17 protein-coding genes and 1 riboswitch are annotated in these 15,710 nt (G+C 39.4%); of the genes, 1 reads left to right on the plus strand and 16 read right to left on the minus strand.

The genetic code is table 11. From position 1 onward, the window contains the following. Positions 1 to 3: 3 nt before the first annotated feature. The 14 genes from Q7P97_RS13115 to Q7P97_RS13180 all read right to left on the minus strand — a co-directional run bounded on the left by Q7P97_RS13115 (position 4) and on the right by Q7P97_RS13180 (position 13,416). On the minus strand, positions 4 to 948 hold the full coding sequence (locus Q7P97_RS13115) for an AAA family ATPase (RefSeq protein ID WP_303969702.1): 945 nt from the start codon (positions 946 to 948) through the stop codon (positions 4 to 6). A gap of 3 nt (positions 949 to 951) precedes the next feature. Further along, the gene (locus tag Q7P97_RS13120; protein WP_303969703.1) at positions 952 to 2,577 is read right to left on the minus strand and encodes an ABC transporter ATP-binding protein; all 1,626 of its coding nucleotides are present in this window, start codon (positions 2,575 to 2,577) and stop codon (positions 952 to 954) included. Then, entirely contained in the window at positions 2,550 to 3,419 is an 870-nt protein-coding gene (locus Q7P97_RS13125; RefSeq protein WP_303969704.1) for an energy-coupling factor transporter transmembrane component T, read from the minus strand. The genes Q7P97_RS13120 and Q7P97_RS13125 overlap by 28 nt, the downstream gene beginning before the upstream one ends. Next, a complete protein-coding gene (locus tag Q7P97_RS13130; RefSeq protein WP_303969706.1) occupies positions 3,420 to 3,974 on the minus strand; it encodes a DUF4430 domain-containing protein in 555 nt (184 codons plus the stop codon). A 9-nt stretch (positions 3,975 to 3,983) separates the two neighbouring features. Further along, positions 3,984 to 5,819, minus strand: coding sequence for a prenyltransferase/squalene oxidase repeat-containing protein (locus Q7P97_RS13135; RefSeq protein WP_303969708.1), 1,836 nt, complete (start codon positions 5,817 to 5,819; stop codon positions 3,984 to 3,986). A gap of 18 nt (positions 5,820 to 5,837) precedes the next feature. Then, complete coding sequence (locus tag Q7P97_RS13140; RefSeq protein ID WP_303969710.1) at positions 5,838 to 7,901, minus strand: hypothetical protein; 2,064 nt, start codon at positions 7,899 to 7,901, stop codon at positions 5,838 to 5,840. 156 nt (positions 7,902 to 8,057) lie between these two features. Further along, positions 8,058 to 8,196, minus strand: a riboswitch (cobalamin riboswitch). A gap of 128 nt (positions 8,197 to 8,324) precedes the next feature. Then, entirely contained in the window at positions 8,325 to 8,759 is a 435-nt protein-coding gene (locus tag Q7P97_RS13145) for a hypothetical protein (protein WP_303969712.1), read from the minus strand. A gap of 137 nt (positions 8,760 to 8,896) precedes the next feature. Further along, on the minus strand, positions 8,897 to 9,436 hold the full coding sequence (locus Q7P97_RS13150; protein ID WP_303969714.1) for a hypothetical protein: 540 nt from the start codon (positions 9,434 to 9,436) through the stop codon (positions 8,897 to 8,899). A gap of 95 nt (positions 9,437 to 9,531) precedes the next feature. Then, positions 9,532 to 9,840 (minus strand): hypothetical protein, encoded by a 309-nt coding sequence (locus Q7P97_RS13155; protein WP_303969716.1) that lies wholly within the window; start codon positions 9,838 to 9,840, stop codon positions 9,532 to 9,534. 110 nt (positions 9,841 to 9,950) lie between these two features. Next, positions 9,951 to 10,604 (minus strand): hypothetical protein, encoded by a 654-nt coding sequence (locus Q7P97_RS13160; protein ID WP_303969718.1) that lies wholly within the window; start codon positions 10,602 to 10,604, stop codon positions 9,951 to 9,953. Between the two features lie 1,100 nt (positions 10,605 to 11,704). After that, positions 11,705 to 12,094: a YrvL family regulatory protein gene (locus Q7P97_RS13165; RefSeq protein WP_303969730.1), complete on the minus strand. Its 390-nt coding sequence runs from the start codon at positions 12,092 to 12,094 to the stop codon at positions 11,705 to 11,707. Positions 12,095 to 12,244: 150 nt separating this feature from the next. Further along, positions 12,245 to 12,700: an immunoglobulin-like domain-containing protein gene (locus tag Q7P97_RS13170; protein WP_303969720.1), complete on the minus strand. Its 456-nt coding sequence runs from the start codon at positions 12,698 to 12,700 to the stop codon at positions 12,245 to 12,247. Positions 12,701 to 12,795: 95 nt separating this feature from the next. Further along, positions 12,796 to 13,008 (minus strand): hypothetical protein, encoded by a 213-nt coding sequence (locus Q7P97_RS13175; RefSeq protein ID WP_303969721.1) that lies wholly within the window; start codon positions 13,006 to 13,008, stop codon positions 12,796 to 12,798. A 120-nt stretch (positions 13,009 to 13,128) separates the two neighbouring features. After that, entirely contained in the window at positions 13,129 to 13,416 is a 288-nt protein-coding gene (locus Q7P97_RS13180; RefSeq protein ID WP_303969723.1) for a 3-isopropylmalate dehydrogenase, read from the minus strand. A 246-nt stretch (positions 13,417 to 13,662) separates the two neighbouring features. Between Q7P97_RS13180 and Q7P97_RS13185 the strand changes: the two genes are divergently transcribed. After that, positions 13,663 to 14,082, plus strand: coding sequence for a hypothetical protein (locus Q7P97_RS13185; RefSeq protein WP_303969724.1), 420 nt, complete (start codon positions 13,663 to 13,665; stop codon positions 14,080 to 14,082). A 26-nt stretch (positions 14,083 to 14,108) separates the two neighbouring features. Here Q7P97_RS13185 and Q7P97_RS13190 read toward each other — a convergent pair whose 3' ends face one another. After that, a complete protein-coding gene (locus Q7P97_RS13190; RefSeq protein ID WP_303969726.1) occupies positions 14,109 to 14,450 on the minus strand; it encodes a hypothetical protein in 342 nt (113 codons plus the stop codon). A 594-nt stretch (positions 14,451 to 15,044) separates the two neighbouring features. Next, the gene (locus Q7P97_RS13195) at positions 15,045 to 15,311 is read right to left on the minus strand and encodes a hypothetical protein (protein ID WP_303969728.1); all 267 of its coding nucleotides are present in this window, start codon (positions 15,309 to 15,311) and stop codon (positions 15,045 to 15,047) included. Positions 15,312 to 15,710 lie beyond the last annotated feature (399 nt).

The raw sequence follows: 15,710 nt of genomic DNA on the forward strand, positions 1-15,710 counted from the left end.
CCCTTAAAATGTCGCAAGCATTGCTTGATCGGGCGTGGCAACACTTTGCAGTAGTTTTTCGAGTAGCGCATCTTGTTCTTGTTCAGCGCCTGGTACGCTCGACAGGATAATGCGGTGTCGGCTCGTCGGTAACCACACAGCATGGACGTCTTCTGGAATGACGTAATCACGGTCTTGCATGAAGGCATGTGCTTTCGCCATCTGGCAGAGTGCGAGTGCGCCACGTGGGCTGATTCCTTGATGAATGGACGGATGGTTTCGCGTTTTCTCGGTGAGTGCCGTGACGTAACGCAAGATTTCTTCGTGAATGAAGAGATTTTGTACTTGCTGTTGAAGCGCTAATAATTCGTTTTTTGTAATGATCTGCTCGAGTGAAGATAGCGGATCGGTCTGCTGTCGATTTTTCAGCATTTCGACTTGATCCTCAAAATCAGGATATCCGACGCTTAATTTTGTCATGAAGCGATCAATTTGCGCGCTCGGTAGCGGTTGCGTTCCGATTGTGCCGTAAGGGTTTTGCGTCGCAATGACGTGAAACGGTGCGGGCAATGGATACGTCACACCGTCAACAGTTACTTGTCTTTCCTGCATCGCTTCAAGTAATGCCGCTTGTGTTCTTGAAGACGTCCGGTTGATTTCATCGCCAAGCAATAAGTTACACATGACGGCACCTTCTTTAAAGACAAATTCATTTTTTTCTTTATCGAACATCGTGAAACCGATGACGTCAGATGCCACGACGTCTGGCGTGAACTGGATACGGTTCGAATCGAGACCGACGACCCGGCTGAATGCTTTTGCCAGTGTCGTTTTCCCGACTCCCGGTAAATCTTCGAGCAGTACATGTCCTCCAGCTAGAAACGTCATCCACACTTTTTGGATGACGTCGTCTTTCCCGTTAATTACTTTTTTCATTTCATTGAGTACGTGTGTTGATTGATTGCTCATTCGTCAGTTCCTCCTGTTGTTGCTGTTCACAGCGTCCACGATATCGTCCGCTGTGATAGCAAATGGAAATAATCCTCGCGCGATTTTACTCGCCGCGGTTGTATAAAATCGATTGGACGTAAAGAACGTCTTCGGGTTATTGATCGCGAGCAGTGATTTGTCGAACAACATGCCGACACGTGTAGACACTTCAGCCGCGAATTCAATATCGTGCGTTACGATGATCGTCGTGATATTACGTTTTTGCAGTGTTTGAATCAACTGAATCACTTCTTTTTTCGACATGACGTCCATTCCTTTAGTCGGTTCATCGAGCAATAAAATAGATGGATTATGCAGCAATAATTTCGCCAATGCGATTTTTTGCTGCTCACCGCCACTTACATCAAATGGGTTTCTCTTTGCTAACTGTTCAATTTGTAGCTGTTTCATCATATCCGTAACAGTGGATTCTCTTTGCTCTTTTGGCAACTTTTGCACAACAGCCAGCAGTTCTTCGTTCACTGTCGAGTGCATAAATAACGCTTGCGGATTTTGCGGCAATAACACGATATTGCCTTTCCACTTGGCCGGCACGACATCATCTATAAGGATCTTGCCTGCGTATGGCTTATTCAATCCCGCGAGCAACTTCAAGAACGACGACTTCCCGACCCCATTTCCTCCGACGATTGTGAAAATCTCTCCACGGTGAATTGTCACGTTCATATCCGCAAGCAAATCATCGCTTTTACGGTTATAACGGAAATACAGATTTTTCACTGTAATGAGAGGGGGATGCTTTTTCCTCATCGGATCCATCGGCGGTACAGCGGGTGGGTAGCGCCGAATGAAGTCCATCCCTTCGCGCACAGTAATCGGCGTGTTCTCCAGAAAACCAAGCTTATAATAAACACGCATCGCCGCAGTGAGTGCGTCAAGCATCGGATGGTCGAGTAACGAATGACCGATCAACTTCGGCGTCGAGTCGTACAGAAGCGAGCCGTTTTCCATGAATAATACGCGATCACAGACAGGCAACAATTCTTCTAGCCGGTGTTCGACAACGAGAATCGTCATGCCGAGTTCTCGGTTGATTTTATCAAGCAACGTCAAAAACTCGGAAGCCGCGATCGGATCGAGCTGAGAAGTCGGTTCATCGAGCAATAAAATATCCGGTTCCATCGCAAGCACTGCCGCTAAATTGACGAGTTGTTTCTGCCCGCCCGATAAGTCGCTAACGCTGTCATGCAACCAGTTCTGAATGCCGAAGAAACTGGCCACTTCCGCAATTTTTCGCTGCATCTCTTCCGTCGAGACCCCCATATTCTCAAGTCCGAACGCGAGCTCTTGCCAGACTTTCTCCATGACGATCTGCCCGTCTGGATTTTGCATCATATAGCCGATCGCGGTCGCCGTCATTGTAGCCGGCAGATCATCAAGTTTTTGACCGCTGAAATACACATTACCGCTCAGTTTACCAGTCGGTCGCATTTCCCGCTTCAACATCTTGAGTAACGTCGACTTTCCAGAGCCCGTAGGACCGAATAACATCACGAATTCCCCTGGCATAATCGAAAAAGAGACGTCACGCAAGACTTGTTGATCTTCATAAAAGAAGTTTAGATTTTCGACTGTAAGTATCGCCATTTGACACTCTCCTTCGCTTCATAGATAAACGGCAACAACATCAGTAAGCTAATAATGACATAATGTCCTGCCCCCAGTGTCTGTTCACTAATTTCCGGGTAATACTGCGTTTGGTGTTGCGTGAAGTACCCGATATAATAGAGAAGAAATAAAACGAGTCCTGCAGTCAGCACACCGTCACGCTTCGTAAAGCGCATGACTTTATACTCTGTCCTCGCTTTCGTCATACCATATCCACGTGCTTTCATGACGTCTGGCTTCACAAAGACGAACTCAGCCGTCTGGACAAGTGTCTGCCGCCATAAAGCGAACGCTCGATGAAATTTCACGAATCTGCTGGAAACTTTGTAATAACCAATCCCACGCTGCGCCATTTGCTTTTCCTGCCATTTCGTTTTAAATATCGGGATGAAGCGCCATAGCATCGAAACGAGAATACCAAGATTAGCAGACACTTTCGTCAGTACAGCAAGTATTTTATTCGTCGTGAAAATCTCGAAATAACTCTTCATCCAAAAACACGTCGCGACAATGGCCCCCGCTAGAACGAGACCTTTCGTTACAGCTTCCCGCGTCACCGCATGGTCGTTCAGGAAAAATAAAGGAGTGAAACCGTTATGCACATACGATGGGTACGCGACCGCAATGAATAGAAAGACGAAAAAGTAATACAATAGATCTTTACTTGCCGCCCGTACTCCGTGCAACATGGAGAAATACAGAATGCCACCGACGAGCGAAAACGCCACGATGATCGGATGAAACGAGCTGAACATCGTGACGAGGACAACGGTCATATAGACAAGTAGCAATACAGGATGAAAGTTCGAAAATGCGCTCATCTAGTTTCCTTCTTTCTTTGTTTGGAGTATGTAGCCATCCAGATCCCGTCCTAGATCACATGTGTAGTGGAATTCGACTTCATCGCCGTCATGCAGTTTGTATTGACTAACCCCCTGACTCGGGAATTCGCCGTTTACTTTATACATCCAACCACTTAACGGACCGCAATTAAACTCATACAAATAGTTGATGCCTTGAACGTAAATACTGTTGTAGATATTATAGTCGGCTCCTTGGTACTCCATTGGGATGCGGTGGTGGCGAGTCGCGCGGTCGAGAAGATCAAACGCAGTATCGCCACTGCGCAACACATATTCTGATTTCGCAAGTATTTCACCGTCTGGTTCGATATATTTCTCAAGACCAGCTTTTAACTGATCCATCGAATCGAGAACGGTGTCACTACGTATTTCGAGCGTCACTGTCTCTGAGTCTTCAGTGATTTCGTCGACATGTGTCAAATAATATTCTTCCACCGACTGGATTTTCGTACCTGCAATGAGCCATCCGACAATAAAGAGGATGAATGCTACGACTAATAGATCTTTCTTCATTATATCCCTCTAGTCTCTCTGACGCCTTCTTTTTTGTATTCTTACTAGAATTATGATGATCAATCCCGCCGCCACGATTCCAAGTAGCCATGAAATTCGCTTCGCACGAACAGCATTGTCGATTTGCGTTTTCGATTTTTTAAGATCTTCATAGTTTAAGACTTTCTCTTGATCATATGGAGCCAATGCGTTGAATCGTTCCAAAATCGCATCCACATTGTCACGGTCTTTACTTGTCAAATCAGTGAATGGATACAGTTGATCCAGCACCGTTTCGTTAATGCTTTGTATTTCGGTTTCGATCTTTTCCATGTCTTCTTTATATCGATAGAGTTGTACAAGCTCTGCTTCATAATCGTCTTTATTGTCCGCTTGTTCGAACTGATCAATTAGCGATACGACATCGATATAGTGTTCTGTCGTAAGTGGTGTTGGAATGGCGTTGATTTTTTCTACATCTTGTTCACTGATGTTTTGTGGCGCAGTTTGCTCCTGATAAATCGGGGCAATCGTGCCGTTTCCTTTCGTATAAACGTCGTAGTTTTCACTAAACGCAGGTAAATCAAGTTCGATCGACTGTTTCTCTGCGGCTTCTACGAGCTTATGGAAGTTGTAGACATACGAACGCTCTTCTATCGGGAAGTTTTCATATGTATCAAGTAATTGCTGAAGCTGTTTAGCGTCTGTGTTGTCATGGATGTCCTGAATGGCTTCCATCAATTCAAGCATTTGCTGCTTCATTTCGACCGGATTTTCAGGGCGGAAATCATACATCGAGCGGTAACCGTTTTCAAGGCGATAGAGTGACACGAGCGCATAGAGCACTTGCTCAGACGCCATCGAGTTTGATTCATCCGGCAAGGAAGAAGGATTGTCCGCATTATACGTTTTCGCATGGACAAACCCTCCGTCGTCCAGTTGATAGCTCATGATGAAATCGAGCAATGAATGATTGCCTTTTAAAAAGCGTTCGTCTTCTTCGGGATGAATGCCAAGAGACGTCAACGCGACGAGAACTTGAGCGGCACTTTCGACGTTGTCGTCATTTTGCGCGCTAAAGCCGCCAGACGATGTTTGCATATCCGACAATTTTCCGAGTGCTTCGTCAATGATCGTATGCATCGTTTTCGTTACTTCTTTATCCGCATCCTTCTGAATATACGTGAATTCTTCGGTACTTTGATAATACGGTGCGAGCGCCTGTACTGCCATCGCAGTCATATCCGGCTCCGCTTCGTCTCCGTAGAACGAAAATCCACCATCTTCGAGTTGCAGTGAAATGATTTCTTTGATGATCTCAATTCTTGTCATATCCGCGTTATCCGGCACTTTATATCGCATGCTGTCAAGTGTAATCAGCCCCCAGATCCAGCCGTTAATGCCCTGTGCGCCGAGTGACGTCGTCAATCCACGGTTATACGTACCGTCCGCGATCAAGTCAATATCGGAAACTGCCGTCGGGTCGCCGCCAGCTGAAAGGATCGCCAGTGAAATCCGGTGCCACTCTGTCGCTTTCATTTCACTAAGTTTTTCAGTCGTTTTATAGCGCTCGATGACATAGTTCTTGATGACCGCAAGATACGCGGAGTAATCGTCAGGATAGCCGATGCGGCCGAGGCCTACTGGATACCAATCACCATTCGTATTTCCCGCGTGCGCTAGAAACGGCTTACTGAGCAGCGGTGCCGATTCGTCAATTTGTTCATCTTGTTTTTTCCACGCAATAATTTCTTCGATCGTGTGCAGCAGGGATTCTTCTTTTTCCGGTGTCGCGAACGCAACAGACGGCTGGAGTACTACCACCGTCATCATAATCGTCACAAGCCACGCAGTTAATTGTCGCATTCCGTCACTTCTCTTTCGTTACCATTCTTTATTCCAATTATCATTCGTGCCATTTCCTGACGCTTCATGCCCACCGATGTCTTTTCCGTAATGAAGAGTATAGCGCACTCTCACTACATCTCCATCTAAGAAATAGGCATCCGAAAAGCCATAGTTCGGATAGTCATTATTGACGCTAAACATCCAGCCGGAGCCATTCGCGAAATCGAATTCACTTAGACTATCCGGTGAATACGCATCGCGATTTGAAGTAGTGGAAACTTTCTCGACTATTTCCCATAAATCGTCGGGAATCGCTACATGATTTAGCATGCCAGGCTTACTAACATCTCGTAAATAGAAACTGCTGTCGAAATTTCCCGTTTTGCCGTAATCATAGCCATGATCTCGCATAAATTGGTCGAGGATATACGACCCTTTTTCCCCTTGATGAATATCCATTTTTGTCGGTTTAATCAAATACGGAACACCAAGAACAGAAGCTTCTAGACTGATCGTCACTTGTCCGATGATGCCATCTTCTGCCGGTGCAACGGACGTGATCGTAAATTTCTCGGTCACCGTCCGCTCTTCGTCATCCCATACTTTGATGGTGACGGTGTTTTGTCCGGTCTGCAACGTCAGTTTATAACTCGTTTTTGCACTGTCATCCCAAGTGAACGGCACGTTTTCACCATTCACTTGCACGAGAACGTTTTTCCCTCTGATTCGTTCACCAGAAGCAGTCACTGGCCAAACGTTGATCGTTTTAATATCACCTTTGACTTTGCTGCCGGACTTGAGATCGGTCACGAGCTTCGGTGCGTCGGGATCGACTTGTGGTTTTTCATTGACGTTCGGATCGTTGTAGGAAATTTTATACTGTCTTTCAATTTTTTCATCTTGATAGTTTCCTAATAATTTGACAACGTTCGTTCCATTGATCAGCTGCACGACATAATTCATACCGTCTGCCGATTCGACCTCTTGATCGTTCACTGTGACGCTGAGTGGTACGTCTGCTTCATTCGCAGTAGCTTTTGCGTAAAATGAAAAGTCTGCGCTGTTTACTTGTTGGTCTTTTAAGTCGGTGTTCAACTTAATGGAGATTTTTTCTTTTTCATAGATCACGGTATAGTTTTGCTCTGCTTTTTTGCCGTTTACTTGCGCGGTAAGCTTGAACGTGTTTTCACCTTCGACTAGTGTCGCTTTATAGGCGCTGCCAGTCAGTGGTTTAAGTTCTTTGTTATTCATGAAGACGTTGAGCTTGGCATCTTGTTCACCTTGTGTAGCTGTAGCTGTGAATGAAATGGTGTCTTCGATCACCGTTTGATCTTTTAATTCGGTTATGATCACGATATCTTGACTGTTTAAGGTCACGCGATACGACTGGCTGACGCGCAATAGTTTGTTGTCTGTTTGTTTATAGATCATTTGGAATTGAATATCGTTCGTGCCTTCTGTTAATGAAAGGACACCTTTATAGTCACTCAATTTCTTACCGTTTACCGTAACCTTCATTTCCTGGGCAATGAGTGTTTCATCCAAGTGATTTACCGTGACACTGTACAATGGATCGGTAACGGTTTCATTATTGGTGATACTTGTTGTAAAATAGCGATTTTGCTGATCCGCGATGTCGACGATTTCGATATCGGGACGGCTGTTCGGTTTTGGTTTACCGGAAGCAGGTGTCGTGTTGCCGCCAGCAGGGACTTTATCATTTGGAGCCGGTTTCGTGTCCTGTGCAGTAGTCTCAGGATTAGCGAGTGGCTTATTTTGCGAATCCAGCTCGGTATTTTGTGGTTCTTGCGGCTGTTCTTCCGACTTCTGTTGCGATTTGTCCGGAGTTGTCGGTTGTTGCGAGCTTGACGAGTTTTCTTGGTCAGTCTTACTATCTGTCGTTTGATCGGATTCCGCATCAGGTAGTCCACCGCTAGCTAATTTCAGCGTAGAAGCTTCTATTTTTTCATTGAAATTAAACGAAGCGGTTTTTTCAGTCGATGTGGCTGCATAGGCAATCGTGCTAAATAATAGTAAAAATATGAGGCTGTAATAGATTGTGTTTTGATATTTCATGAAGGTGTTTTTCATTTTTTTCATTCAATCCAACCCTTCTTTTCTAGTAAAGGTATGTTATACGCAGTGGCTAATTCATTAAAAAAGCCCCCACCTCCTGATAGAGATGGGGACCATGTATGTTCAATAATTAGACAGCGCAAATTGAATGATACACAATTCACCCTTTACCGGAAGGTGTCATGCTTACATACTTTGGCAAGTCTCCTGACTTAGGGAAATGTTTTCCCATTACAGTGGCCGGACCGCTCAGGATTTACACCTGATTCCTATTTACTCTTCGTTTACTTGACGAAGAACCAAAATATTCTATATAACTGCTACTAAGCATATAGTTTTTGCGGGGTAAAATCAATAGACGGGGAAAGTACATCGCGTGATTTTGTCTATCGCATGAGACTGTGTTTTTTATTTTAGTTACAGCACTTTATTTAGCAAAGTGGCTCGTTAGTTAGTATTATTATGCAGTTCAAACGACTCTTCAAGATCATCCCATTTTACATGTACTTTTATGACCTCATCTTCACCTACTTTTGCCCCGCCTTTTGAACCTCCTGAAGACGAAAATATTCCTGTTGACGGAGGCTCCGTAAACTCTTCAGCTACACGCCCACTACCGCTGGTGGTTTCATAGGAGTATTCGATTTTTTGTAATGAAGACAACTCTTTCAAAGAACCTTTGTATTTTAATATAAACCTATCATTATCCTCATTCGAATATTTTTTTTGCCCATCATTTTCTACCCATTTTTCTGTCCCGTTATAAGTGTATTCAGCTTCCCAATGCTCACTTTCCCCATTAAACATATAATTATGGTTCGTAGTTTTTGAACAAGCTGTTAAGAACATGATTGTAAAAAATATAGTCATTAATTTCTTCAAATAAACTTCCCTCAAGTACATATTGAATTGGATTTTCACTATAAGTTAACTATTTCAACATACTTGTACAATACTTTAACCGCTACTAAATGGTTGCTATAGCAAGCGATCGGTGTTCAATAACCGCATTCGTTAATTTAACTCTCATGCCAACAATTCCAAACGCTTTTAAAGTATTCCGATAAAACTCCATTTCCTTGAAATCTATCTTCAAGAACAACATGAACCTTTTGAAATTCATCTTTAAGTTTTTCGTCTGATCTCGGAAAAGATCCCAAGTAAGAATATTTATACACTGGTTCATCTGGACAAATTTCATAAGCACGCTTTAACATGGAAATCCCTTTTTCTTCCCAATACTCAAATTCTCCAAAATAATATGGGAATAATGAAATCATATAACCAAAACACCATAAAAAATCCTCATTTATCCCCCAATTAACCAATCCAAAATCTGTAACCTGACGTAATATAGTCTCTAATTCATCAAAATCTACATCCTGAATCTCTACTGGTCCTTCTTCTGTTAGAACATACCAACAAAAAAAGCCAAGACGAATAACAGTCTTTAAATCATCAGGATTTTGGTTCCAGTTGTTTATCAAGAGTGATTTTGCTTCATTCCACTCCCCTTTATTTTCTAGTGTATCAACTTCAGCCCAACGCCAATCAATCATTGACAGTACACCTCACATCCTAAATGCTATTTATACGTTTCAAAGCATTTATCTCATTCTGCTTAGATCGGGTTCTTATTTAATTAAATGGTCCGTTAACGGATAATCGGAGCAATAATTAATAGTATTATAGAGCTTGAAATTAGAATGGTGCTGATTATCCTTGGTAGTTTTACTATTTGATCGCCTTTGTAAAATCCAGAGAACTGAAGCTTGTTTCTATACAAAACAAAAAGAATAATTAGAATGGATACCCCTACTAGCCAAGCACCATTAGTATCATCTACGTTTATTCCAAAACCCGCATAGATTAAGTTCACTAATCCACCTAATAAACCTCCACTAATTAATAATATGATTGCGATACGAATCAATTCCAAGCCTGCTCCCAATCCTTTTTTCATTTTTTCACCCCTTACAATATATATTTTCTTTTAAGCATCTTATTTCTCAAAACGCACGTTAACAGCGTAATTTTTACTAAGCAACTGCCCCCGAATGTTGAATATTACTTTTACTTAAGATGGTTCCAAAACATTGAAAACACGCCTTCATTCATTTCAAAATAGACATCTGCCAATCCATAATAGATATATCCATCTCTTAGAAGAGTAAGTTTAACCGTTGAACCGTCTTTTAATTGTAAAGCTAGCTCTCTGTATTCCTCATTGTTTCGAGAATTATTTATTGGGTCTGAATCTTGTTCACGAGGAAGAGGCTTTGTTTTGTTCAGCTCTTTTAGGAAAGTATTTAATGCGTCCATATCGAAAATCGGCTTGTAATTATCAATATCGTTATCCCAATCACTGAAGGCTCTCCACTGGGCAGAGTTTACATTTCCCACCAGATTTAATTTGCCAAATACATCCTTACCACTGCTTATTGTAATTCCGTTAAGGTTTTCAAAAAACTCCGCGTATTTATTTCCATCCTGTCCTTGATCAACCATTATTCTAAAGTTTTTATCATAGCCTTTCACAGAATAAACATCCGTTACTCCAATTGTAGAAGCTAACTCTTCGTCATATTCTTTTTGTCTACTCCATTCATCAATATTCCCTTTAGTAGTTCCAAGTTTATCGTCTTTAAGAGCTTTTGCATCTGTCGGATTTATTTTTGTGTTTGTTTGGGTGTAAATCTTTCCGTTATATACAATTAAGCCAACCATGTCTGCATTTAAAGAATCTTTAGGTAATTTAATAGCTGGGATTTCTACACTTCCATTTTCATGATCAACAGGTGGCTCCTGATTGCCTGTTAAATTATTCGGAATAACATAATTAATTAAAGTGAATGCTCCAACAGAGATAAATAAAGCAATAACAATCCCGATTCCTTTTACATTAAATCTTTCTCTGTACTTTTTAATACTATCCCTCCTAATAGTATTAGACCGAGATAAGTTAAATAAGTTACATATTTGAATATAATAGCCCTATTGCGGTATTGGAGGCATCTGCTTATAAAGCCAAGGTGCCTAATTTAAAAAGTCTTTTTAAAATCACATATATATATCTATTAGACTGGATTTGAACTTTCATTGCCACTACTATCTGTACAATAATGGATTTTTCTCGATTTATCCAATACCACTAGATTCATAATAAGACCCAATACCAAAAAAGCAAAAGAGCCTATACTATATACTAATTGAATCCCAAGCAGCAGTAATAAAGGATTTTTCCATTTAGAAAATTGCAACATCGCTACCACTCCAAAATTCATTATTTGATGACACAAAAAAGAAATCCCACCCCCAAGTTATTAGACTTGAGGACGAGACTTCCTGAATTTAGAAGTTCACGATGTCTTTGATTAGAGCTATCCACGACTGATTCTTCTTCGGGAAATAGGAGGTTGAAGTGCGAACCTTATCACGTAAACGAACCCGTTAACGAAATAAAACAATTCATTAGTAAGATATTTTCTTACGCTGGTATCTTAGAAATTCTAGAGTATAAAAATTTATAAGTGTTAGCACGGGAATAAAAAACGTAAACACTAATATTCCTAAACTGCTAAAGACGCCATCTGTTTGTTTATGAAAAGCTTGTACATCAAATTTATAAAAAAGGACAGTCGCTATTAGTAAAATTACAGTATTTATAACCAATGCTGTTAGCACACTCAGCCACTTATTACTGTTTAGTTTAAATATCCATATGCAAGTTATGGTGGAGACGAACAGAGAAACAAGCAATGTAATTAGTACTATTGCATTCAAGATATACCCTCCCATAACTTAATAATTTGGCCAGTAACAGGGGTCTAATTCTTATTTACTGCCTCTTTTTTATCATCAAACACTATGTCAATGCTGACTATAAGAAGTGCTGTTAAAAATACTGCTAAGCTTGATAAAACTACTGTTGTCATTAATTCATTAACAATATATATAACAATCCAACTTAAAATGAATTTAATTAGAGCTATCCAAATCCATTTTTCTTTACTAGGTAGATTAGCTCGCGTTATAAAAAACAACGTGACCTGCTCTATTATTTCAAAGAAAATGCCAACCAAAAAAACAACAAATATGAATAGCAGTAGAGAGCCAATTGATTCATAAGAAACGCCAATTAAAGAGAAAAAACCTGCTAAACCAAAAATAATTCCACCAAAAACTATACCAATCGACACTGCAACCAGTAGAGTCATTGCCACCCCAATAATAATCTTATCCCTAAATTGCAACACCAATCACATTGGCTTGTATGTAATTATTGAAGAGCAGAAAACTTAAAAATGCTACTACAAAATAAACTGGTATAAATTTTTTTGACCATAAAACAGAATTCTCCATTTTGATCACTCCTTATGAAACGTAAACGCTATTTTTTTACTTTCTTCATTCTGGTTGGCATGAAATGTAAAGACAATCCTATAAACACCTTTTTGTTGTATAAAGGATGACGAAAGTTTCTGCTCAATTTCTTTCCCAGGTTCTAATACGTTTAACTTATCCTCTATTACTGCATCCTCTGCAACCCAATCGCCATCTTGTAAGTATTCCAAGCTCGTTCCTGGCCCTGTGTAATCCACCGGTGTATCCCCTTCATTTCTTATACTAACAAGCGGTGTCTCTCCTTGCTCAAATCTCTTTTGGCTAACTGCTATAGAAATCGAAATACCTCCCTCCTTATACATTGAATCAATCGTATTCACTTTATTTTGATCTTCTTTATCTTTACTGACATTTTCTTCTGAACAAGCAGCTAAAATCATTATAATTCCTATCAACATCATTAAACTTTTCTTTTTCATTCTATCCCTCCTCATACTGTTAGACGGATAAAAATTAAATAAGTCACATGTTTTTATAATCTTTTGCGATATCGTATCCGTTCATAAAACAAGCATTATTGACATGTATTGGGTTCATCTATAATGATGCTCCCCGATACATTTAGTTTATTCCAAATCCACGCCTGATAAATTCGGTCAATTTCAATTTCCAATTCTTTTTCATTCAGATTTTCATTAATTTCTAATTCTTCAAAAGTAAATGTCTCTGTTGCCTCAGTTCCTTTAAAGGCATTACTAATAAATGAGAAAGTTATCGTTTTAACCAATTCTCTCAACTCCTACTATGAACAGCAAAATAGGATACTTCATTTAACAATCATATATATCAATGAGTTTAGTTGTTATGTAGATCGAATGCGACTTCTAAAATATAATCAGGTACTATATCATGGTGTTGATAACTTTTTTATTATAGTTGCTAAAATCGCAATAAAAAAAACGATGGCGCTATTTATTAATAAATAATATCCTATCTGCATGCCGTAAAATATCGCAAAAGCATCGCGAATAACAAAAAGTGCTACTGCGCCACCGATTGCCCCCAAAAAAACTGCTGATAGTAATACGGTAAAAGCTGCATAGTATAGGCTTTTCTTTTTCTTGTAATATATAAACCCAATAAGATTTGCAACCACAATAAAAACGCCCATAAGAATTAAGAAAAAACTACTCATCTAGCTCTCCCCCTCGTAAAAACCTATTTACCCATTTAAACTAAAACATTTGATTTTTTCGTCATAACACTTTGCAATTTAAGTTTTACAACCCAGCTACGTTATTTGAATTGAACAACAAAAAATAAAGTTATTATAAAAGATATCCTGATTCATTTTTTATGATCTTTATAGTATCATTTTTCATGTGTCACACGATCGTTAGTTCACTTCACAGAAATTTTTATATTGAAAGGATACGTGACTATGGAATATACACTTAAAGATAGAAGTTTTGATTTTAGCGAAACAGAAGTAACACATGAAGTATTTAAAATTGGAGAGCCAGAAGATGGCCTTTTCGAAATTGAATTCAAATTAACCTTCTCTTACGGATTCTTGAATTACTCACATAACTTTGTTTGGCTCAATCAAGATATCGAAACATTACTTGAACAGTTGAAGAAAATGGACGGAAAGAATAATGGAACTTTAAGTGTGCTTTCGCCAGGGGTTTCTTTCTCATATTCACAAGACCCTCATGATGAAAAATTTTATGAGTTCACGGTTTTCATGGATACTGGCTATATTAATTCGTATATGGGAACTGAATCAAAACTTGGAATCACTCTATCCGCTACCCGGGAAGATATTGAAAATTGGGTTGCGTCTTTTCTAAAGAACTAAAAGAATAAATTGCCCATATGAAGGTTTTATACTTTGTTTATGGTTAATAATTGACCTTCCGCTAATAGAAGTTGTTTAGGATCAATAATTTCATGTAGTAATATAGTTGATTTATTTTGTATCGTTAATTCAGTTGGATTAATTACGTGTGCTATCTGAACAGTGCATACATCATAAGGTGCAGTATTATTATGGATATATTGGAGTAACTCACGCAATTCCCACTGTTTTTCTACACCATTTATAATTTCTCGTTGAACAGGATAATCAAAACCGGGAATGAGCCATTCTTCCGTCTCTATAAATTGTAGAGACGCATTACCATCTTCCAACCTTTTATCTGAGGCAATATAATAATAATTTGTCATTTTACCACTTCTTTCTATCATCATCTGCTATTTCCAATAAGTAATTTTTTAAATCTGTTGTAAATCTTCCTTCTGCAATTCAACGTAATCCCCCATGTATCCTACTAATATATATTCAAATGAATATTTTCATTGACCTTCCTCATTTCCTTGCCTTTGTCATCTTCGGTTTTACACAATCAAGATAAATCAATTGAAAGCAACATCGCCTTATAATTGATTGGAATGTAATGGCGTATTTTGTTTCAGTATATAATAGTTTCTAATAGTATGGAAATATATTCTAACTGTTTATATAATTTGACTTATCTGAATTACCTTTCATTCTTATTACTCTTCTTTTAGATAGAAATCCCTTTAGTAAAATTTTCGTGTTCTATATATGTCGTTTTTCTTAATTTAAAGGAGGAATATTACGAGTGTAAAACTACCCTAAGAAATCAGATGTAATTTTGATAGTAAGGGGTAGTAAGAATGAAAAATCATTCGTTTCGTTTTTTATGGATTGGCCAATCAATGGCTAATTTAGGTGACGTTTTTTATATTGTCGCGATTATTTCTTTATTATACACACTTACGGAGTCGCCTTTTGCATTAGCATTGGTGCCTTTCATGAATATGTTCGGTCGCTTTATCTTGCCCTTTGTTGTTATATTTGATTTCATAGGATAACGTTTTAGGAGCATTGTTTTCTCCTATATATTTAATATTCCCCGCAGTTCGTTGCTCCACTTCGTTTGTAACGATTGCTTCATAAGAAACATCCCAGTTATCTCCACTTCCTGAAAAAGTATTTTTGTCTTCACCCATACAGCCACTCAGTAAAAATACTAAAGTACTCAGTAGTACAATCTGTCTCAATAAAACTCCTCCTTTTTAATATATTTGCATTATTTTCCATTCGCAAATTAGACGATACATATTAGCAATGGTTTCCAGAATACTATTTTTCCATTAGAAGTAAATAGCCCATTTCAGATCCAGTGATTCTTCTACAATCAATGCTGACTTTACTATGTAAGTGTAAAAATCCCCACCTCCTAATAGAGATGGGGAACATGTTTACTCAATAAGAAAACCGCGGTAATCGAATATAGTTTTTTTGAAGGGAAATCCACAGATAGTCGTTCCATAAATCGAGTAGGAGGGAGTGATTAACTCCCGTCCTCTCACACCACCGTACGTACCGTTCGGTATACGGCGGTTCAATCAAGATGAATAACGTAGAGCTTCATAACGACCCATCAGACTTTTGAGCCC

Source organism: Sporosarcina ureae (assembly GCF_029267015.1).
Taxonomy (GTDB): domain Bacteria; phylum Bacillota; class Bacilli; order Bacillales_A; family Planococcaceae; genus Sporosarcina; species Sporosarcina ureae_D.